This is a genomic window from Sphingobium olei (assembly GCF_042678845.1).
GTDB lineage: Bacteria > Pseudomonadota > Alphaproteobacteria > Sphingomonadales > Sphingomonadaceae > Sphingobium > Sphingobium olei.
Genome location: NZ_JBHTLS010000129.1, coordinates 1 through 18,316, shown reverse-complemented (window position 1 = coordinate 18,316; position 18,316 = coordinate 1). Strand labels below are relative to the sequence as shown.

20 protein-coding genes and 1 pseudogene are annotated in these 18,316 nt (G+C 63.6%); 14 read left to right on the top strand and 7 right to left on the bottom strand.

Annotated elements, in window-relative coordinates; translation table 11 throughout:
* The first annotated feature begins 35 nt into the window (after positions 1-35).
* Both ACFQ24_RS13635 and ACFQ24_RS13630 read left to right on the top strand, forming a co-directional pair.
* Positions 36-1,148, top strand: a complete 1,113-nt coding sequence (locus ACFQ24_RS13635) for a glycoside hydrolase family 68 protein (RefSeq protein WP_380912078.1) — start codon at positions 36-38, stop codon at positions 1,146-1,148.
* A complete protein-coding gene (locus ACFQ24_RS13630; RefSeq protein WP_380912076.1) occupies positions 1,145-2,047 on the top strand; it encodes an ROK family protein in 903 nt (300 codons plus the stop codon). Before ACFQ24_RS13635 ends, ACFQ24_RS13630 begins: the two co-directional genes overlap by 4 nt.
* A gap of 102 nt (positions 2,048-2,149) precedes the next feature.
* On the opposite strand, the gene ACFQ24_RS13625 is transcribed toward ACFQ24_RS13630, so the two are convergent.
* Positions 2,150-3,022: a helix-turn-helix domain-containing protein gene (locus ACFQ24_RS13625; protein ID WP_380912074.1), complete on the bottom strand. Its 873-nt coding sequence runs from the start codon at positions 3,020-3,022 to the stop codon at positions 2,150-2,152.
* A 120-nt stretch (positions 3,023-3,142) separates the two neighbouring features.
* On the opposite strand from ACFQ24_RS13625, the gene pobA reads away from it, so the two are divergent.
* Entirely contained in the window at positions 3,143-4,309 is a 1,167-nt protein-coding gene (gene pobA / locus ACFQ24_RS13620) for a 4-hydroxybenzoate 3-monooxygenase (RefSeq protein WP_380912072.1), read from the top strand.
* A gap of 43 nt (positions 4,310-4,352) precedes the next feature.
* Here the strand turns inward: pobA and ACFQ24_RS13615 are convergent, their stop codons facing one another.
* The 3 genes from ACFQ24_RS13615 to ligK are packed head-to-tail and all read right to left on the bottom strand — an operon-like array spanning position 4,353 to position 6,940.
* Complete coding sequence (locus tag ACFQ24_RS13615) at positions 4,353-5,228, bottom strand: amidohydrolase family protein (protein WP_380912070.1); 876 nt, start codon at positions 5,226-5,228, stop codon at positions 4,353-4,355.
* Positions 5,221-6,273: a 4-oxalomesaconate tautomerase gene (locus ACFQ24_RS13610; protein ID WP_380912068.1), complete on the bottom strand. Its 1,053-nt coding sequence runs from the start codon at positions 6,271-6,273 to the stop codon at positions 5,221-5,223. The genes ACFQ24_RS13615 and ACFQ24_RS13610 overlap by 8 nt, the downstream gene beginning before the upstream one ends.
* Complete coding sequence (gene ligK, locus ACFQ24_RS13605) at positions 6,266-6,940, bottom strand: 4-carboxy-4-hydroxy-2-oxoadipate aldolase/oxaloacetate decarboxylase (RefSeq protein ID WP_380912066.1); 675 nt, start codon at positions 6,938-6,940, stop codon at positions 6,266-6,268. The genes ACFQ24_RS13610 and ligK overlap by 8 nt, the downstream gene beginning before the upstream one ends.
* Positions 6,941-7,036: 96 nt before the next feature.
* Here ligK and ACFQ24_RS13600 point away from each other — a divergent pair, with 96 nt between their 5' ends.
* From ACFQ24_RS13600 to ACFQ24_RS13570, 7 genes are all read left to right on the top strand, one after another.
* Positions 7,037-8,200 (top strand): LysR family transcriptional regulator, encoded by a 1,164-nt coding sequence (locus ACFQ24_RS13600; RefSeq protein ID WP_380912064.1) that lies wholly within the window; start codon positions 7,037-7,039, stop codon positions 8,198-8,200.
* A gap of 67 nt (positions 8,201-8,267) precedes the next feature.
* Positions 8,268-9,125 (top strand): NAD(P)-dependent oxidoreductase, encoded by an 858-nt coding sequence (locus ACFQ24_RS13595; RefSeq protein ID WP_380912062.1) that lies wholly within the window; start codon positions 8,268-8,270, stop codon positions 9,123-9,125.
* Between the two features lie 3 nt (positions 9,126-9,128).
* Positions 9,129-10,154, top strand: coding sequence for an amidohydrolase family protein (locus ACFQ24_RS13590; RefSeq protein WP_380912060.1), 1,026 nt, complete (start codon positions 9,129-9,131; stop codon positions 10,152-10,154).
* Positions 10,151-10,594: a protocatechuate 4,5-dioxygenase subunit alpha gene (gene ligA / locus ACFQ24_RS13585; RefSeq protein WP_380912058.1), complete on the top strand. Its 444-nt coding sequence runs from the start codon at positions 10,151-10,153 to the stop codon at positions 10,592-10,594. Before ACFQ24_RS13590 ends, ligA begins: the two co-directional genes overlap by 4 nt.
* A 1-nt stretch (position 10,595) precedes the next feature.
* Entirely contained in the window at positions 10,596-11,507 is a 912-nt protein-coding gene (locus tag ACFQ24_RS13580) for a class III extradiol dioxygenase subunit beta (RefSeq protein WP_380912056.1), read from the top strand.
* 28 nt (positions 11,508-11,535) lie between these two features.
* Positions 11,536-12,492, top strand: coding sequence for a Gfo/Idh/MocA family oxidoreductase (locus tag ACFQ24_RS13575; RefSeq protein ID WP_380912054.1), 957 nt, complete (start codon positions 11,536-11,538; stop codon positions 12,490-12,492).
* The gene (locus tag ACFQ24_RS13570) at positions 12,492-13,493 is read left to right on the top strand and encodes an aldo/keto reductase (RefSeq protein ID WP_380912052.1); all 1,002 of its coding nucleotides are present in this window, start codon (positions 12,492-12,494) and stop codon (positions 13,491-13,493) included. Before ACFQ24_RS13575 ends, ACFQ24_RS13570 begins: the two co-directional genes overlap by 1 nt.
* Before the next feature lie 98 nt (positions 13,494-13,591).
* On the opposite strand, the gene ACFQ24_RS13565 is transcribed toward ACFQ24_RS13570, so the two are convergent.
* Positions 13,592-13,819 carry a hypothetical protein gene (locus ACFQ24_RS13565; protein ID WP_380912050.1) on the bottom strand — a complete coding sequence of 76 codons (228 nt, stop codon included), beginning with the start codon at positions 13,817-13,819 and terminating at the stop codon, positions 13,592-13,594.
* 169 nt (positions 13,820-13,988) lie between these two features.
* Between ACFQ24_RS13565 and tnpA the strand changes: the two genes are divergently transcribed.
* The 3 genes from tnpA to tnpC are packed head-to-tail and all read left to right on the top strand — an operon-like array spanning position 13,989 to position 16,336.
* Positions 13,989-14,318: an IS66-like element accessory protein TnpA gene (gene tnpA, locus ACFQ24_RS13560; protein ID WP_069336334.1), complete on the top strand. Its 330-nt coding sequence runs from the start codon at positions 13,989-13,991 to the stop codon at positions 14,316-14,318.
* Positions 14,315-14,662: an IS66 family insertion sequence element accessory protein TnpB gene (gene tnpB, locus ACFQ24_RS13555; protein WP_030541462.1), complete on the top strand. Its 348-nt coding sequence runs from the start codon at positions 14,315-14,317 to the stop codon at positions 14,660-14,662. Before tnpA ends, tnpB begins: the two co-directional genes overlap by 4 nt.
* A gap of 60 nt (positions 14,663-14,722) precedes the next feature.
* On the top strand, positions 14,723-16,336 hold the full coding sequence (gene tnpC / locus ACFQ24_RS13550) for an IS66 family transposase (RefSeq protein WP_380912310.1): 1,614 nt from the start codon (positions 14,723-14,725) through the stop codon (positions 16,334-16,336).
* A 10-nt stretch (positions 16,337-16,346) separates the two neighbouring features.
* On the opposite strand, the gene ACFQ24_RS13545 is transcribed toward tnpC, so the two are convergent.
* Entirely contained in the window at positions 16,347-17,240 is an 894-nt protein-coding gene (locus ACFQ24_RS13545) for an IS110 family transposase (protein WP_380912047.1), read from the bottom strand.
* 329 nt (positions 17,241-17,569) lie between these two features.
* Here ACFQ24_RS13545 and ACFQ24_RS13540 point away from each other — a divergent pair.
* Positions 17,570-17,779 (top strand): annotated as a pseudogene (locus ACFQ24_RS13540) (transposase); the annotation flags it as partial.
* Here ACFQ24_RS13540 and ACFQ24_RS13535 read toward each other — a convergent pair.
* A complete protein-coding gene (locus ACFQ24_RS13535; RefSeq protein WP_380912045.1) occupies positions 17,772-18,023 on the bottom strand; it encodes a transposase in 252 nt (83 codons plus the stop codon). The pseudogene ACFQ24_RS13540 and the gene ACFQ24_RS13535 overlap by 8 nt on opposite strands.
* Positions 18,024-18,316: the final 293 nt, after the last annotated feature.

Genomic DNA, 18,316 nt, shown 5'->3' with positions numbered 1-18,316 from the left:
CGGCGGCGACATCGGGAAACGGAGTTTCGACTGGGGTGGACAGACGCACCTTCCACTGGACTGCGGCCCATGTCGCCGCCATCGGCGATGACCATCATGCGCCGGTGATCAAGGAGTCCGCTCCGGTCCTGCCCGGAACCGACCTGTGGGATCATTGGCCGATCATCGACAGGCAGGGACGGACGGTCGATTTCCCCGGCGGCCCGCTGGTCGTCGCCCTGACGGCGCCAGTGATGCCCGATCCGGAGGCCCGACACGCCGTGGCCCGCCTCCGGCTGATGCAGAAGCGGTCCGAGGGCTGGCTGGACTTCGGTCCTCTTCTGCCTGATGATTTTAATCCGGGAAGCAGGGAATGGGCGGGGACCGCCGTGCTGGAAGACGACGGCAAGACGCTGTCGCTCTACTATACTTCGGCGGGGGTTCGCGGGGAGGCAGAGCCCACTTTCCTCCAGCGGATGCTCGTCACCCGCGGCACGCTTCGGCTGTCCGACGCCGGGGCCATCGTTGATGACTGGACGGCGCTCGAGGAGTTGTTCGTGCCGGACGACCGCCTCTATCAGTCCGATATGACCGGAGGCGGCGCCGTGGGCACCATCAAGGCATTCCGCGATCCCTTCCCGGTCATTGATCCGACGACCGGCGAAGAGTTCATCCTGTTCAGCGCGTCCAAGCCAGGCTCGAAGTCCGACTGGAACGGGCTGATCGGGGTCGCCCGGCGGGAGGGAGGGGTCTGCACGTTTCTCCCCCCGCTGGTCGATGCCGATGGACTGAACAACGAGCTTGAGCGGCCGCATATCGTTCGCCATGGCGGGCGCTTCTACCTTTTCTGGTCGACGCAGGCGAAGGTCTTTGCCGCTGGCGGCCCAAGGGGACCGAACGGGCTTTACGGCGTGGTGAGCGACAATCTGCTGGGGCCCTGGCGACCACTCAACGGCACGGGACTTGTTATCGGCAATCCCATCGACGCGCCGTTCCAGGCCTATAGCTGGCTTGTCCTTGACGATCTGAGCGTCTGGAGCTTTGCGGACCTGGTCGGCCTCGCCACCCCTCCCCGCAATCAGGCGGAGGCCAGATCCGCCTTCGCCGGATCGCCGGCGCCGGTGCTGCAACTGGCGCTCGACGGCGACAGCAGTAGAATCGTCGCATGATCGGGAATCCCATCGTCGCTTCGCTTGAACTGGGCGGCACCAAATCCATCGCTTCGTTGACGCAGGGCACGCGCATCCTGCAGCAAGAGCGCATCGCTACGGGCGACCGTCCAGAGGCGGTACTGGCCTTCATGATCGAGACGCTTCAACGGTGGATGCGCGAGACGCCGTTCGCGGCGATCGGCGTCGCGAGTTTCGGACCTGTCGGCCTCGACGCGGACCGTGAGGATTTCGGCTATATATTGACAACGCCAAAGCCCGGCTGGTCCAACTTCAACCTGCTGCCGCGCATCAGGGACAGCTTCGACTTGCCGATCGGCTTCGACACCGATGTCGGCGGCGCAGCCCTGGCCGAAGGCCTGTGGGGGGCGTCGTCGGGCTGCCGCACCCATGCCTATCTGACCATCGGAACGGGCGTGGGATTGGGGCTGATCGTCGATGGAAAGGTCCACCATGGCGCATTGCATCCCGAAGCGGGCCATGTCCGGCTCCGCCGATCGCCAGGCGACACGTTCCAAGGCATCTGCCCTTTCCATGGCGATTGTCTCGAAGGCCTGATAAGCGGCCCCGCCCTTATCAGCAGAGCAGGCGGGCCGGTCGATCAGCTCCCCGCGAGCGATTCGATATGGGCGCATGTCGCGCACGACCTCGCCGAATTTCTGACGATGCTTCTTCTGGTCACATCTGCCGAGCGTATCCTTCTAGGCGGCGGCGTCGCGCTGGGACGACCGATGTTGCTGCCGGCCATCCACGCGGCAGTCGCGCAGCGCCTCAACGGTTATCTCCACAAATGCGCGCCGTCCGATCTCCAGACGCGCATCCGCTTCGCCGGGCTGGGCGCGGATGCCGGACCCCTTGGCGGGTCGGCGCTGGCCCTTCAGGCATTGCAACGGCGGTGAGCGGGACCGGCGATGGGCGCGGGCTCCCTCATCGCCGCGGCCGCCTTGCTGGCGCTGCGCCCGGGCAAATCGTAAATGCAGCCCGAGGCCCTAGGCTGAAGGTCAGGAGACGGGGGAACGCGGGTCATCGGCGACCTGCAAATGGCGGTCTTGCGCCGGCCTGCGTCCCCTATGCCGCGTATAGAATCTCGAAAAATAGGAACTGTCGGCAAAACCCAATTCCTCGGCTACTTGCGCTACGCCAGCATTGGTGAAGCGCAGCAGGCGCCTCGCCTCCAGCAGCAACCGCATGTGGATCAGTTCCATCGGCGTGCAATCCAGACGGCGTCTGCAAGTCCGGGTCAATGTCTTGGTGGTGATGTTGAGGCGGGCGGCATACCAGTCGAGGCTATGGTGCTCGCGCAAGTTCGTTTCGATCAATCGGCGGAAGGCTGCGAGCCGTTCCTCGTCGGCACATTCCGCCTGCGCAGGCGCGGGCAGCGATCGCACAAGGGCCTCGGCCAGGGCCAGGAACAGCGGCTGCGGCGCGCGCCAATCTGCCTGGCATTCGATCATCTCCTCGCAAAGCGATGTCACCCGGCGGAGGTTGGCTTCCGGGATAGCGCCGCATGTTCCCTGGGTAAGCAGGCGCAAAAGGGGATCCTCGTTTCCTGTCGCGCGGGATGTGAAGCCCGCCGATAGCGTCAGGACATATCCCGAACTTTCCGGCGTGAAGCTGAAACCATGCACGCTGCCGATCGGCACGATCATGAAGCAAGGCGCGCCCAGTTCCCTGACCAGATCGTCGCAGCGAAACCGAACCTGTCCTTGAAACAAGAGTAGCGCCTGTACGCTGCGCAGATGGCGATGCGCGTTAATCTCCCAATCATAGAGTGCGCTTCGGGTGGCGATAGCCTCTATGTGGGCGAATTCCGCCGCATCGTTATCAAGCTTTTCCCCATAGAGCACGAAATCGGGGATGGAGGCGCTTTGCATTGGTATGTCCCGAAAGTACCTGCACTATGACCGTAGCGTCTCTTCCGCCGATGGTCGGCGGCTGTCAATCTCGAGCTCGCGAACGCTCCTACCCAGAGTGCGCGACCGGAGAGATTAGGCATGAAAACACAAGTCGTGATCGTCGGTGCGGGCCCCGCCGGGCTGCTCCTTGCCCATTTGCTCAAAGCTGAAGGCGTCGATTGCGTTGTCCTCGAACGCCAGAGTGGTCCCTATGTGCTGTCGCGCATCCGCGCCGGCGTTCTGGAACAGATCACCGTAAGCCTGATGGAACGGCTGGGTCTCGACGCGCGGATAAAGGCCGAAGGACTGCCCCACGACGGCTTCAACCTGGCCGACGGCGAAAGGCTGATCCGCATCGACATCAAGGCGCTGACCGGCAAGCAGGTGATGGTCTATGGCCAGACCGAACTTACCCGCGATCTGATGGATGCGGCCGGACCGCGCGGGCTGCACCTGATCTACGAGGCCGGCGACGTCACGCTGCATGATGTCGAAAGCGATGCGCCCTTCGTGACCTACACCGTCGAGGGCGCCGAACAGCGGATGGATGCGCGTTTCATCGTGGGTTGCGACGGCTTTCACGGCCCTTCGCGCCAGTCCATCCCGGCGAGCGTGGCGCGTTCCTTCGAACGCGTCTATCCCTTCGGCTGGCTCGGCATCCTGGCCGACGTTCCGCCCTGCAATCATGAACTGATCTACGCCAATCACGATCGCTTCGCCCTTGCGTCGCAACGCAGCCCTGTGCGCAGCCGCTATTATATCGATGTCCCGACGACCGAAAGAATCGAGGATTGGAGCGACGACCGCGTCTGGGACGAACTCAACATCCGGCTCGGGCCGGAAGCCGCCGCCCATATCACGCGCGGCCCCTCTATCGAAAAGTCGATCGCGCCTCTGAGGTCGTTCGTGTTCGAGCCGATGCGCCATGGCAGCCTGCTGCTGTGCGGCGATTCTGCGCACATCGTGCCGCCGACCGGCGCAAAAGGCCTGAACCTGGCGGCGAGCGACGTTCATTATGCGTCAGAGGCGCTGGTCGCCTATTTCCGGAAAAACGATGCGGACGCTGTCGTCGCCTACTCGGACAAGGCGCTCGCCCGCGTGTGGAAAGCAGAGCGCTTCAGCTGGTCGCTGACCAAGCTGATGCACCGCTTCCCCGATGACGGACCGTTCGAGCGTCGGATGCAGGTCGCCGAGCTGGATTATATCGCGTCGAGCGAGGCGGCGCAGCGGTCCATCGCGGAGAACTATGTAGGCCTGCCGGTCTGACTCGCGGGCGCAGGGCCCTTTCCGTTGAGCCCTGCGCACCGACTTACATCTCTTCGGGCCAATAGAGGCGCATCGGGTTGGCGACGAGCAGCTTGTGCTGCAATTCCGCAGTCGGCGCGATACGCGGGATCATGTCGACAAGATGCCCGTCATCGGGAATGGCGTCCTGCATGTTGGGGTGCGGCCAGTCCGTGCCCCACAGCACCCGGTCCTGATAGTCCGCGACCAGCGGCGCAACCGCGTCTGCGAAGGCATTCCATGGGTCGCCCGAGGGATCGAGGCGATCGGGGCAGGTGGCCTTGAACCAGATGTCCTCGCGGCTGTCCAACAGGGCTCGGAACGCCTTCATGTCCGGGCCAGCCGGCCCCTGGGCGACATCGGGGCGGCCCATATGGTCGATCACCAGCGGCACGGGAATGGCATCCATGAAGGGGCGCAGTTCCTCCAATATGTCGGCCTCGAAATAGATGACGACATGCCAGCCTGCCGGCAGGCGCCTGGCGACTTCCAGGAACCTGTCCCTGGGCGCGTCGTCGACCAGTCGTTTGAGGAAATTGAAGCGGATGCCGCGCATCCCGCCGGCATGCAGCGCCGCCAGCTCCAACTCGGAAATCCCCGGATCGACGACAGCGACGCCCCGCGCCTTCCCTTCGCTTTTGGCGATGGCGTCCAGCGTAGCCGCATTGTCGGTGCCGTGGCAGCTGGCCTGCACGATCACGTTGCGCGCGAAGCCCAGATGGTCGCGCAGGGCGAACAGCATGTCAGGCCCCGCATCCTCCGGCAGATATTTGGCTTTCGCGCTGAACGGGAACTGCGCCATCGGGCCGAACACATGGCAATGCGCGTCCACGGCGCCTGCCGGCGGGACATAGGTCGGCTTCGACGGCGCGTCGTGCCAGGATATGATGCGTTCAGACATAGACTATCCCATCCATCAGCTTGCGCGCGGTGCGCAGCAATGCGGCGCTGACGACAGCGCCATCTTCGTCCGTTTGGAGCACGCAGGTCATCTCACCCGTCGGATGCTCCACGGATAGCGCCTTGCGCGCGCCATCGGGAATTTGAGCGACTTCCGCCGCCGGCGATCCTTCCAGCAGGCAGGCCGTCGCCACGGAGACCGCGCCGAGGACACCGATGGTCGCGTGGGCGCGGTGCGGTATGAAGCTGCGAACCGTCACCGCCCCGCCCTTTTGCGGCGGCGCGACCAGCATCATCTTGGGCACGGACTTGTCGCTGACGTCACCCAGGTTCATGCGCTCGCCTACTGCCAGGCGGATGGCTTCGATCCGTGCCTTGAGCTGCATATCGGCGTCCAGCGTGTCGCGGTCCTCGTATCCGGTCACGCCCACATCCTGCGCCTTCATCACCACGCACGGCATTCCGTTGTCGATCAGCGTGACGGGCGTCCCATTCACCACGTCGACGCTGTTGCCGGTCGGCAGCAACGCGCCGCAGGACGACCCGGCGGTGTCACGGAACTCGAGCGGCACCGGCGCGTGGGTGCCGGGCACGCCGTCGATGGCGGCATCTCCCTTGTAGGACACCGCGCCGCCGGGCGTCTGCACGGTCGCCACCGCCACCTGCCCGCTATTGTCCATGTGGATCGCCACCTGCGTTTCATCGCCGGTGACGGCCACGAGCCCGCGCTCGATGGCGAAGGGGCCGACGCCGGCAAGGATGTTGCCGCAATTCTGGGCGTCCGTGACGATGGCCTTGTCCACGAACACCTGCAGGAACAGATAGTCCACATCGATCCCATCGCGGGCAGACCTGGACACCACGGCAACCTTGCTGGTCAGCGGATCGGCACCCCCCATCCCATCGATCTGGCGGGGATCGGGCGATCCCATGACGCCGAGCAGGAAAGCGTCCCGCGCGGCGATATCGGCCGGCAGATCGTCCTTCAGGAAATATCCGCCCTTCGATGTCCCTCCCCGCATCCACATGCAGGGAGCCTCAGACATATTTGAGGCCTTCCCGCTCCAGCCGCTCGCGCATCTTGTACATGTCGAGGCCGAGGATGCCCTGCGCCAGCAGGTCGCGCTTTTCCGCCTCTTTTGCCTCGCGCACCTGTGCCGCAACCAGCACATCGGCGGCCTTTTCGCGGGGAACGACACACACGCCATCATCGTCTGCGACTATCACGTCGCCCGGATTGACCAGCGCATTGGCGCAGACCACCGGCACGTTCACCGAGCCCAGCGTATTCTTGACCGTCCCCTGCGCGTAGATCGCCTTGGACCAGACCGGAAACGCCATTTCAGTAAGGTCGCGCACGTCGCGTACGCCCGCGTCGATGATGAGGCCCCGGCACCCCCGCGCCTGCGCGCTGGTCGCGAGGAGATCGCCGAAATAGCCGTCTTCGCACGGGCTGGTCGGCGCAAGCAGAAGGACATCGCCCGCCTTCAACTGCTCGATCGCGACATGCACCATCCAGTTGTCGCCCGGCGCCGCGCTGATCGTCACGGCCGATCCGGCGATGCGCGCCCCGCCATAGATCGGCCGCATATAGCTTGCCAGCAAGCCGGTGCGCCCCTGCGCTTCGTGGACGGTCGCCACCCCGCACCGGGCCAGCCCGTCGATCACATCCGGGCCGGCGCGATCGATATTCTGAACGACGATACCACTCATGTCCTGCACTCCTGTTTTCCATTGGATGGCGGAGGTCCGCGTCCGACGGAAAGAGAAGTTTGGAAAGGGTGATTGGATTTGGCTAAGAGTGGACGCATGGACATATGGGCGCTCAACCTTCGCCACCTCCACGCGGTGGAACGAATTGCGCGTCTTGGGACGGTCAACGCCGCCGCCGCTGCGGTCAATCTGAGCCAGCCGGCAATAACCCAGGCGTTGAGCCGGCTTGAGGACATGCTGGGGCTGCCCCTTTTCGAGCGTCGCCACGATGGCATGATCCCAACCGATGCAGGCGACATCCTGGCGCCCCGCATTGCCGCCGCGCTTCACCACATCCGCAGCCCGCATGTCACCATGTCGCGAATGCGCGCGATGCTCGCGGTGGCCGAAACCGGCAGCTATACGGGCGCAAGCCAGGCGACGGGACTGTCGGTGCCCTCGATCCACCGGGCGGTCGGTGATCTGGCCCTCGCCCTGCGGCGGGCGTTGGTCACGCGGCGCGGCAAATTCGCGATGACGACGGAGGCAGGCAACCAGCTTGCGCGCGAATTTCGGCTGGCGCAGGTGGAACTGGAAGCCGGATTGTCCGAAGTGATGGCGTTGCGCGGGCACGAGACGCGGCGGATAGCTATCGGCGCGATGCCGTTGTCCCGCGCGCGCATCCTGCCTACCGCCGTCGCCCGCTTCCTCGCGCGCAGGCCGCAGGTGCGGCTGACCATCGTCGAAGGGTCACGGGCCGAACTGGTGGAGCCGCTGCGCAGCGGATCGATCGATGTGATGGTGGGTGCGCTGCGGGAACCGCTGACGGAGTCCGATCTGTTACAGCATCGCCTGTTCGACGACGTTCCCGCCTTTTATGCGCGCCATGATCATCCGTTGGCGGGCAAGGCGCCTGCCGGCGCAGAAATGGCCGCCTTCCCCTTCACGCTTGCTCCCAGGGGCACGCCGCTGCGCGACAGTTTCGAAGGCTATTTCACCGAACTCGGGCTGGCGTTGCCGCCCGTCCCCATCGAATCGGGATCGGTCATGATGATCCGGCAGGTGCTGATGGGCACCGACTTCATCACCCTGCTTTCGCCCGATCAGGTGGCGGTGGAGGTCGAGGCGAAATGGCTCCGTCCGCTTGCGCGGCTACCGGAACGTTTTGCACGCACCATCGGCATGACGACGCGCGCCTCCCTGCTTCCCACGCAGGTCCAGGCGGAGTTTTTTGCCGATCTCGAAGCAGCCGCCCAGGCGTGCGGCGCCCCCCAGAATTAGCGCAGTCTTATCGTCATTCGCCAGTTCCGATTTGATGCGGGACGCCCGCCCCCGCACAGCAGGCGAGATGAAAGGAACCATCGCCCTGATCGGCTTCGGCGAGGCCGGATCCACTTTCGCCGGCGTGGCTGGATGGGCGGCGCGCGCCGCCGCCTATGATATCGCTGCCGCGCGCCATGCTGCGATGGAGCAATCCGGCGTCAAGCCATGCGACAGCGCGGAGGCGGCCGTTGCCAACGCGTCGCTTATCCTGTCGCTTGTCACCGCCGACCAGGCGCTTGTCGTTGCCCGCCAATGCGCCCCCCTCTTATCGCCCGACGCCATATTCTGCGACATGAACTCGGTCGCGCCAGGCACCAAGCGCGAGGCCTCCCGCGCCTTTGCCGAGGCGGGAACCCGTTATGTCGATGTCGCGGTGATGGCCCCGGTCAATCCCGCCCGCATGGCGGTGGCGCTCGCCATTTCTGGTCCCGACGCGGACCGCGCCGAAGAATTGCTGCTCGATGCAGGCTTTACCAACACCACTATCGTAGGTGACGCCATCGGTCGCGCGTCCGCGATCAAGCTGGTGCGTTCGGTCATGGTCAAGGGGATGGAAGCCCTCACCGCCGAAATGATGCTCGCCGCCCATGCCGAAGATGTTGCCGACGCGGTGCTGGCATCACTCGACGCCAGCGAGCAGAGGATAGGCTGGACCGAGCGCGCCGACTATAACCTCGATCGCATGCTCGTTCATGGTCGCCGTCGCGCCGCCGAAATGGTGGAGGCAGCCCGGATGCTGCGCGATCTCGGCATCGCGCCCTCGATGACCGAAGGTACGGTCCAGCGCCAGCAGGCACTAGGAGACCTCGGCATCAATCCGCCGCCGGTCGGCTTCCCCGCAAAGCTGGCCGCCATCACCGCTTCATTCACGGAAGAAAGCTGAGCCATGTCGCTCGTCATCGATTGTCACGGTCACTACACCGTCCTGCCCAAGGCTCATGACGCGTGGCGCGAAGCCCAGATCGCCGCCTTCAAGGCGGGCGAGCCGATCCCGCCCTATCCCGATATCTCCGACGAGGAAATTCGCGAGACGATCGAGCAGAATCAATTGCGGCTCATCAAAGAGCGCGGCGCGGACTTGACCATCTTCTCCCCTCGGGCGTCCGCCATGGCGCATCATGTCGGCGACCAGGCGATATCGGAAGCGTGGGCGTTCCGCTGCAACAACCTGATCGCCCGGGTCGTGAAGATGTTCCCCGAAACCTTCGTGGGCGTGTGCATGCTGCCGCAATCGCCGCAGGCGGACCTGACGGCGTCCGTCAAGGAACTGCGCCGCTGCGTCGAGGAATTGGGCTTCATCGGCTGCAACCTCAACCCGGACCCAAGCGGCGGCCATTTCGAGCATCCCCCGCTGACCGACGAATATTGGTTCCCCATCTATGAGGTGATGGAGGAGCTTGACGTCCCGGCGATGATCCATGTTTCCGGCTCCTGCAACCCGGCGATGCACGCCACCGGCGGCTTCTACATCGCGGCGGACACGGTGGCCTTCATGCAACTGATGCAGGGTGACCTCTTTGCCAGATTCCCCAGGCTTCGCTTCATCATCCCACACGGCGGCGGCGCCGTTCCCTATCACTGGGGCCGCTATCGGGGTCTGGCGGATATGCTGAAGAAGCCGAGCCTCGACGACTATATCATGAACAACGTCTTCTTCGACACCTGCGTCTATCACCAGCCGGGCATCAACCTGCTGGCGGACGTGATCGACAACAAGAATATCCTGTTCGGATCGGAGATGGTCGGTGCGGTGCGGGGGATCGATCCGACCACCGGCCATTATTTCGATGATACCAAACGCTATATCGATGCGCTCGACATCAGCGATGCGGAGCGTCACGCGATCTTCGAAGGCAATACGCGCAAGGTGTTTCCGCGCCTTGACGCCATCCTCAAGGATCGTGGCCTGTGACCAGGCCGCGCGACATCCACGATTATCTCGATGCGTTCGACGACATCCCGGGCACGCGGGTCTACACCGCCGCGCGCGCACGCATGGGCTATCACCTCAACCAGTTCGCAATGAGCCTGATGAAGGCCGAGAACCGCGCCCGCTGGTTGGCTGACGAACGCGCCTATCTCGAAGAATGGCCGATGACGGAGGAGCAGAAGCAGGCCGTGCTGGCGCGCGACTATAACCGGCTGCTCGATCTTGGCGGGAACATCTATTTCCTTGCAAAGCTGTTCTCGACCGATGGCCTGAGCTTCCTTCAGGCGGTTTCGACCATGACGGGCATGAGCGTCGAAGACTATAAGGCCATGATGGACGCGGGCGGACGCTCCCCCAAGGGCGTAAGGTCGATCAAGGCAAACAGGGAGGCCCAAGGGGCAGCTAAAGAGGAGATTCGCTGACATGGCGCGCATTACCGCAGGGATCGCTTCGAGCCATGTCCCGCTGCTCGGCGTGGCCGCCGATACGGGCAAGGATCGCGACGCCTATTTCGGCCCCATCTTCGAAGGCTATGACTGGACGCGCAAATGGATCGCTCGGCCGGAGAACAAGCCGGACGTCGTGATCCTGGTCTATAACGACCATGCCAGCGCGTTCGACATGAAGATCATACCGACCTTCGCCATCGGCTGCGGGGAACGTTATCGACCGGCCGACGAAGGCTGGGGTCCGCGCCAGGTGCCCGATGTCGAAGGCCACCCGGATCTCGCTTGGCACATCGCCCAAAGCCTGATCCTCGACGAATTCGACATGACCATCATCAACGAGATGGACGTCGACCATGGACTGACCGTCCCGCTGACGATGATGTACGGCGCACCGGATGCCTGGCCCGCGAAGGTCATCCCGCTGGCGGTCAACGTCGTCACCTATCCGCCGCCTTCGGGCAATCGCTGCTGGGCGCTGGGCGAAGCCATCGCCCGCGCAGTGCAGTCTTTCAAAGGCAAGGATTTGAAAGTCCATATCTGGGGCACCGGCGGCATGAGCCACCAGCTTCAGGGCACGCGCGCGGGCCTCATCAATGCCGAGTGGGACAACATGTTCCTCGACAGCATGATCGGCACGACGCAGGCGCTGCGGTCGATCCCGCACATCGAATATCTTCGCGAGACGGGCTCGGAAGGGATCGAGATGGTCATGTGGCTCATCATGCGCGGGGCGCTGGGCCGCGAAACCCGGGCGCTGCATCGCCATTATCACGTGCCCTGCTCCAATACCGCGATAGGGCATATCGTCCTCGAACCGGTGGACGGCACCGTGCCGGCCAGCCCGACGCTGGAAGGCAACAACGCGGCCGCACAGGGCGCGATCTGACACTGTTACCTGTTCCAAGGAGAATAACATGCGCATTGCCCTTGTCGGCGCAGGTGCCTTCGGCGAGAAGCATCTCGATGGCCTCAAGAATATCGACGGGGTCGAGATCGCCTCAGTCATAAGCCGGTCGGCCGAACAAGCTGCCGCAGTCGCCGCTAAATATGGCGCGCCGCATTCCGGCACTGACCTGTCCGAAGCGCTCGCCCTGTCAGACGTGGACGCGGTGATCCTTTGCACGCCGACCCAGATGCACGCGGCGCAGGCCATCGCCTGCATGGATGCGGGCAAGCATGTTCAGGTGGAAATCCCGCTGGCCGACAACTGGGCCGATGCCGAAGCGGTCGCGGCCAAGCAGAAGGAGACGGGGCTGGTCTGCATGGTCGGCCATACCCGCCGCTTCAATCCATCGCACCAATATGTGCATAACAAGATCGTCGCGGGCGACCTGACCCTGCAACAACTCGACGTGCAGACCTATTTCTTCCGTCGCAAGAACATCAACGCCAAGGGTCAGCCGCGTTCATGGACCGACCATCTGCTGTGGCATCATGCGGCGCACACCATCGACCTGTTCGCCTATCAATCGGGCAAGATCGTGGCCGCCAATGTGCTGCAAGGGCCCAAGCATCCGGACCTCGGCATCGCGATGGACATGTCTATCCAGCTGAAGGCGGAGACCGGCGCGATCTGCACCCTTTCCCTGTCGTTCAACAATGACGGGCCGCTCGGCACCTTCTTCCGCTATATCGGGGACAATGGCACCTATATCGCGCGCTACGACGATCTTGTGAACGGGAAGGAAGAGCCCATCGACCTGACCGGGGTGACCGTTTCGAACAACGGCATCGAATTGCAGGACCGCGAGTTCATCGCGGCGATCCGGGAAGGTCGCGATCCCAATTCATCAGTCGGCCAGGTGCTCGACTGCTACCGCGTGATCGGTGAACTCGCCGCGAGCCTTGAAGCACAGGACGGCTGGTCCTGATGACAACCCGCATCCTCGCCGGGCGGCAGGTTCGATCCGTCGGCCTTGGCTGCATGAATGTGGCCTGGGCCTATGGGAATCCGCCCCCGCGCGAGGATGCGGTCGCTCTTTTCCGCCACGCACTTGATGCGGGGTGCGACCATTTCGACACCGCCAACATCTACGGTGGCGGCGTCAGCGAAGAGATACTCGGCGAAGCGATCATGGATCGACGCGACGAATTTCTGCTTGCGACCAAGACCGGCATCATCGTGGATGGTCCTCGCAGAGGGGTGGATTGCAGCCCTGCCTCGATAACGGCTTCCCTCGATGCCAGCCTGAAGCGGCTCGGCACCGACCATGTCGACCTGTTCTACATGCATCGTTTCGACCCCAAGGTGCCGATCGCGGAGTCCGTGGGTGCCATGGTCCGCGCGATAGAAGCGGGGAAGATCCGCGCCTATGGCGTGTCCGAATGGTCCGCCGCGCATGTGCGGGAGGCGCACGCTGTCCACCCCATGGCGGCCGTCCAGACCGAATATTCGCCCTGGACCAGGAATGTGGAACTGGGTGTGCTGGAAACGACACGCGCCTCGGGGATCGCGCTGGTCGCCTTCTCACCCCTTGCGCGCGGCGCGCTGGGTGGTGAATTGCGAGACGTGGAAACATTGACGGAAAAGGATCTGCGCCGGTCGCATCCTCGCTTCTCCGCTGAAAACTGGATTCATAATCGCAGGCTTATCGATCGTTTCGATCACCTGGCTGCAGAGGCGGGGGTGACGCCTGCACAATTATCCCTGGCTTGGGTTCTCTCGCGCGCCAGCCACGTCCATGCCATTCCCGGCACCCGGTCGCGCGCCCATTTCGATCAGAACCATGCGGCAAATGACGTGATCGTGCCAACCGACATTCTGGAACGCGTGAGTGCGCTCATCAATCAGGGCAGCGTTGCCGGCCACCGCTACCCGCAAGTGATGCGCGGCACGATCGACACCGAGGATTTCGGCCAGCTGAGTCTTTGATCCGAACTGGCTGTCGCTCGTTTGAAATTGCGTCCATTGTTACCGGCGCGCCGCCCTGCCTATGAACGGGACGGTGCCGCTTACGTTGTCTTGGCCCCTCAATCCACTCGGCGGGCAAACCAGATGTGGTGGAACTCGTCTTTGCTGCCTGTGAACGCCGGAACGCCCCGCTCTTCGACCTCGAAGCCGGCGTGTTCAAGCCTGATGCCGAAGTCCGCGGCGGGATAGGCCGACCAGATCGCCAGCATTCCTCCGCACTTCAGTGCGGCGTGGGCTGAGCGCAGGCCCCAGTTGGAGTAGAGCCGTTCATTTTCCATCTGGATCATGCCATCCGGGCCATTGTCCACATCGAGCAGGATGGCGTCGAACCTATCGGTGGATGAAGCCAGAACGTCAGTATCGCTCCGGTGAGGGCCGCCTTGCGGTGATCGGCTGATATTTCGAGATGGCACCGGTGCAAGCGCTGGTGTTTGCACCGGTACTAGGGACGGTGCGATGAGTCAGATCACGGTAATTTCAGGCCCGGAGCGGCGGCGGGTATGGACCGACCAGCAGAAGCGCGAGTTGGTCGCTGCGGTTTCGGCCCCCGGCGCGAACGTGGCGGAGATTGCTCGCCGTGCTGATCTGCGGCCCAACCAGATCTACAGATGGCGGCGGCAGATGGGTCAGGCAGCACAGGGCTTTGCCGAGGTGCAGGTACATCCTGACCCGGCACCGGCTACTGGGGCGGCGATCATCGTGGAGTTTGAGCGGGCGATCGTGCGCATTCCCGCTGGCGCATCACCTGGGCTGGTGTCGGCAGTGCTGCGGTCGGTCAAGCCGTGATCCCAGTTCCCTCCGGCGTTCGGATATGGATCGCAACGGGGCACACGGACATGCGACGCGGCATGCGCAGCCTGGCCCTGCAGGTGCAGCAGAGTTTCGGACGTGATCCCTTCGCCGGGGATCTCTACATTTTCAGGGGACGCCGCGGCGACCTCTGCAAGATCATCTGGCATGATGGTGTCGGCATGTCGCTTTATGCCAAGCGTCTCGAGCGCGGGAAGTATATCTGGCCTTCGGCCGTGGATGGCGTGATTGCCATTTCCCCCTCGCAGATGGCCTGCATGTTGGAGGCGATCGACTGGCGTAATCCGCAGGCCACATGGCGTCCGACATTGGCCGGATAAAAGCCCCGGCATGACCTAAGAAGCTAGGGATTCCGATGCTTTTTGGCTATGTCATTGGCCATGGGGACCGAAGCGCAAGCAGAGATCGACAGCCTTCGCGAGCGACTTGCCGCTGCCGAGGCTGTCGCCGCTGAAGTCGCCCGCATCAAGGCCATCAACGCCGACCTGGAAGCCCGCAACGCCCTTCTCGAACTGCAGAACGAGAAGATGCGCCGCACCCTTTTCGGCCAGCGCTCCGAGCGCACGCGCCATCTGCTCGACCAGATGGAACTGACCTTCGAGGAGTGCGAGACCGCTGCCAGCGAAGATGAGCTCCTGGCGGCGCTGGCAGCTGCGAAGACCAACGTCGCGCCCTTCGAGCGCAAGCGGCCCGCACGCAAGCCCTTGCCCGAGCATCTGCCGCGCGAGCGCGTCGTCATCGCTGCACCCGAAGCCTGCCCCTGCTGCGGCTCGGATCGGCTGTGCAAGCTGGGCGAGGATATCACCGAGACGCTCGAGGTGGTGCCGCGCCAATGGAAGGTGGTCCAGACCGTTCGGGAGAAGTTCTCCTGTCGCGATTGCGAGAAGATTACCCAACCGCCGGCGCCGTTCCATGTGACGCCTCGCGGACTCTTCGGTCCCAGCTTCCTGGCCATGCTGCTGTTCGAGAAGTTTGGCGCGCATCAACCGCTTAACCGCCAGCGTGATCGCTATGCCCGGGAAGGCGTCGACCTGAGCCTTTCCACCCTGGCCGATCAGGTGGGCGCCTGCGCCGCCGCGCTGATGCCGCTCTATCTGCTGATCGAAGCCCACGTCCTTGCCGCCGAACGACTGCATGGCGACGATACGACAGTGCCGGTTCTGGCCAAGACGAAGACCGATACGGGCCGGATCTGGACCTATGTCCGGGATGATCGACCTTTTGGCGGACCTGCACCACCAGCGGCGATCTTCCATTATTCCCGCGACCGGCGGGGCGAACATCCCGTGAGCCATCTACGCAACTGGAGAGGCATCCTCCAGGCGGATGCCTATGCTGGTTACAATGCGCTGTTCCATGGCGATCGCGTGCCGGCGCCGCTGACCCGTGCTCTATGCTGGAGCCACGCGCGCCGTTACTTCTTCGAGCTGGCCGATGTCGCCGCACAGCTCAAGAAGCGTCGCAAAAAGGCCGTCATCTCGCCGCTGGCAGTGGAGACGGTCCGCCGTATCGACGCGATCTTCGATATCGAACGCGCCATCAACGGCAGATCGGCGCAGGATCGTTTGGCTCTGCGGCAGGAGCACAGCGCCCCGCTGGTTGCCGATCTGGAAGAATGGATGCGCGACAATCGGTCGAAGCTCTCGAAGAACAGCGATGTGGCCGAGGCTATGGATTACATGCTCAAGGCATGGCCCGCCTTCGCCGCGTTCCTCGATGATGGCCGCATCTGCCTGACGAACAACGCGGCGGAACGGGCGCTCAGAGGTATAGCCCTGGGCAGAAAATCATGGCTCTTCGCTGGCTCAGATCGCGGCGGTCAGCGCACTGCCTTCATGCTGAGCCTCATTGGCACGGCGAAGCTCAACGACATCGATCCGCAGGCTTGGCTTGCCAACGTTCTCGCGCGCATCGCCGACATTCCCCAGAACCGTCTCCATGAACTGCTTCCCTGGAACTGGGGCGCTCCCGAAGATCAACGCGAAGCCGCCTGATCCGCGGCCTTCACCGAAGGCCTACGTAGGTGCCAGCATTCACCGTCAGCTTGCGGGCAAGTGCGACCGCCGCCACCTGATGGCCTCGCTTAGCTCGGATGCGCACAAAGAAGGCGTGTAACGGCCCAGGCGTCTTGGCGGCTGCCCAGGCCGCTTCGACCAGCATCGCCCTGGCGTGACTGCGGCCGGCCTTGCTGATCCGACCATGATGCGCCGCGCCCAGGCCTGACTGACGTACACGCGGATTAAGACCGAAGTAGCTCACCAGCTTTTGCGGGCTCGAGAAGCGATTGATGTCGCCGATCGCCGCCATGATCCCTGCCGCCACGGTCAGATTGATGCCCGTGATGGTCAGCAACCGAGCAATGGCATCATCGTCGAGCGCGTCGCTGGCGATCTCTTTGTCGATGACCGCCAGATCCTCGGTTAGCCGGTCGATCTCGCGAATGTGTCGTTCGATCGCATCCCGTTCGTCTGCGGGCACGGGCTGTCGCAACAGCCAACCTCGGCCGACAGTGCTGAACAGATCGGCATGCGGACAGCGTGGAATAAGGTGCGCATGTAGGATTGCATGCACCTCGTTCTTGATCCGCGTACGGTGACGGACAATTTGAAATCGCCGGGCAGCAAGCCTGCGCATGCGCTCCGTCGCTGCATCCGGCGTCCAGATTTCCGGCAGATAACCCGCCGCGTGCAGGCTCGCCAGGGTGCCTGCATCGATCTTGTCCGTCTTCACATGGGCATGGGCAATCGCCTTCACCTGAAGCGGATTGGCGATCACCACGCGCGCAACGAACGGCGAGAGTACTCGCGATACCGCCATGCAGTTGCCGGTCGCTTCGATAACCACCTCATCGGTCGATCGCAGTCCCCTGCCGAAACCCTCCACCGCCGTTCGGGTCATATCGACCGTCCGGAATGTCTGAGCCGACCTTCTTCCCAGATCACCACCTCACCGAAGGTCCGGTGGATGTCGATACCGATCACGCGTCGCATATAGGCACCTCCTATCAGCATGATGACGGGAGCAGCGGGCGACACGACAACTACGGATCCGCGCTCGCAGCGCAACCGGGTGAGTCGCAGAGGCGGCCAGCTACAAACACGAGCTCACAGCTCATCGTATAAGATCGGCCTGCCCGCACTTTCGTGCTCCCGGTGCCTCTGTCCCGGATGGTCGCACCATATACCAAGACATGGAGTCGCGGCAGAGACTTCGGCACCGCCATCCTCATACCGCTTACAAATTCGATAGAAGCCTTGAACTCCAAGCTTCGCCGCGCTGTTCGTGCCCGGGGCCATTTCCCCAATGATGAGGCCGCCACCAAGCTGCTCTATCTGACCTTGAACCGATCGGAAAAAGAGTGGAAAATGCCGCCGCGCGAATGGAACATGGCGAAGGCGCAATTTGCCGTGATCTTCGGCGAGAGGTTCGTCATCTGATGACGATAACCTCGGCAAACTGGGGTGGCGCTCCCGGCCTCTCGGGTGCTGCGCCCACCAGCATCCGCCGCCACTTGTAGATCAGCGAAACATCGACATCCGCAGCGCGGGCGACCTTCCCGATCGACGCGCCTGGCGCCATCGAGGCCACCACCATCGCCAGCTTCTCATCCAAACTCCACCGCCGCCGCCGCTGCGCGCCGGAAAACACCGTCACCTGACCCACTGCACATCCCGTAGCCATGTGGCAAACCTCAGCGCTTGCCACATGGCTAACCTCTCAGGACGTGCCGATCAGCAACAGAGGGCCTTCGCCGGATGCGTACGAACGTCATGCACGTCGCTGACTTCGATGGTGAGGCGCGGATCGGACAGATGATCGCGGAAGATGTGCGCCAGCGGACCTCCGGCCTGTCAAACGGCGCGCAAACGGGACCCCGTATCGGCGTCGAAGAGGGACCCCCTTTTCGAGATTAGGCGGACGGTTGTGGGGAGCGCCCTGCGCTGGGTGCGGTGGAGGTCGGGCGTAGCCCGGCC

Excerpts from the sequence above, each read along its gene's own strand:
- ACFQ24_RS13630 (WP_380912076.1), top strand. The coding sequence starts at position 1,145 with ATGATCGGGAATCCCATCGTCGCTTCGCTTGAACTGGGCGGCACCAAA.
- ACFQ24_RS13625 (WP_380912074.1), bottom strand. The coding sequence starts at position 3,022 with ATGCAAAGCGCCTCCATCCCCGATTTCGTGCTCTATGGGGAAAAGCTT.
- pobA (WP_380912072.1), top strand. The coding sequence starts at position 3,143 with ATGAAAACACAAGTCGTGATCGTCGGTGCGGGCCCCGCCGGGCTGCTC.
- ACFQ24_RS13615 (WP_380912070.1), bottom strand. The coding sequence starts at position 5,228 with ATGTCTGAACGCATCATATCCTGGCACGACGCGCCGTCGAAGCCGACC.
- ACFQ24_RS13610 (WP_380912068.1), bottom strand. The coding sequence starts at position 6,273 with ATGTCTGAGGCTCCCTGCATGTGGATGCGGGGAGGGACATCGAAGGGC.
- ligK (WP_380912066.1), bottom strand. The coding sequence starts at position 6,940 with ATGAGTGGTATCGTCGTTCAGAATATCGATCGCGCCGGCCCGGATGTG.
- ACFQ24_RS13600 (WP_380912064.1), top strand. The coding sequence starts at position 7,037 with ATGGACATATGGGCGCTCAACCTTCGCCACCTCCACGCGGTGGAACGA.
- ACFQ24_RS13595 (WP_380912062.1), top strand. The coding sequence starts at position 8,268 with ATGAAAGGAACCATCGCCCTGATCGGCTTCGGCGAGGCCGGATCCACT.
- ACFQ24_RS13590 (WP_380912060.1), top strand. The coding sequence starts at position 9,129 with ATGTCGCTCGTCATCGATTGTCACGGTCACTACACCGTCCTGCCCAAG.
- ACFQ24_RS13580 (WP_380912056.1), top strand. The coding sequence starts at position 10,596 with ATGGCGCGCATTACCGCAGGGATCGCTTCGAGCCATGTCCCGCTGCTC.
- ACFQ24_RS13575 (WP_380912054.1), top strand. The coding sequence starts at position 11,536 with ATGCGCATTGCCCTTGTCGGCGCAGGTGCCTTCGGCGAGAAGCATCTC.
- ACFQ24_RS13570 (WP_380912052.1), top strand. The coding sequence starts at position 12,492 with ATGACAACCCGCATCCTCGCCGGGCGGCAGGTTCGATCCGTCGGCCTT.
- ACFQ24_RS13565 (WP_380912050.1), bottom strand. The coding sequence starts at position 13,819 with ATGATCCAGATGGAAAATGAACGGCTCTACTCCAACTGGGGCCTGCGC.
- tnpA (WP_069336334.1), top strand. The coding sequence starts at position 13,989 with ATGAGTCAGATCACGGTAATTTCAGGCCCGGAGCGGCGGCGGGTATGG.
- tnpC (WP_380912310.1), top strand. The coding sequence starts at position 14,723 with ATGGGGACCGAAGCGCAAGCAGAGATCGACAGCCTTCGCGAGCGACTT.
- ACFQ24_RS13545 (WP_380912047.1), bottom strand. The coding sequence starts at position 17,240 with ATGACCCGAACGGCGGTGGAGGGTTTCGGCAGGGGACTGCGATCGACC.
- ACFQ24_RS13535 (WP_380912045.1), bottom strand. The coding sequence starts at position 18,023 with ATGGCTACGGGATGTGCAGTGGGTCAGGTGACGGTGTTTTCCGGCGCG.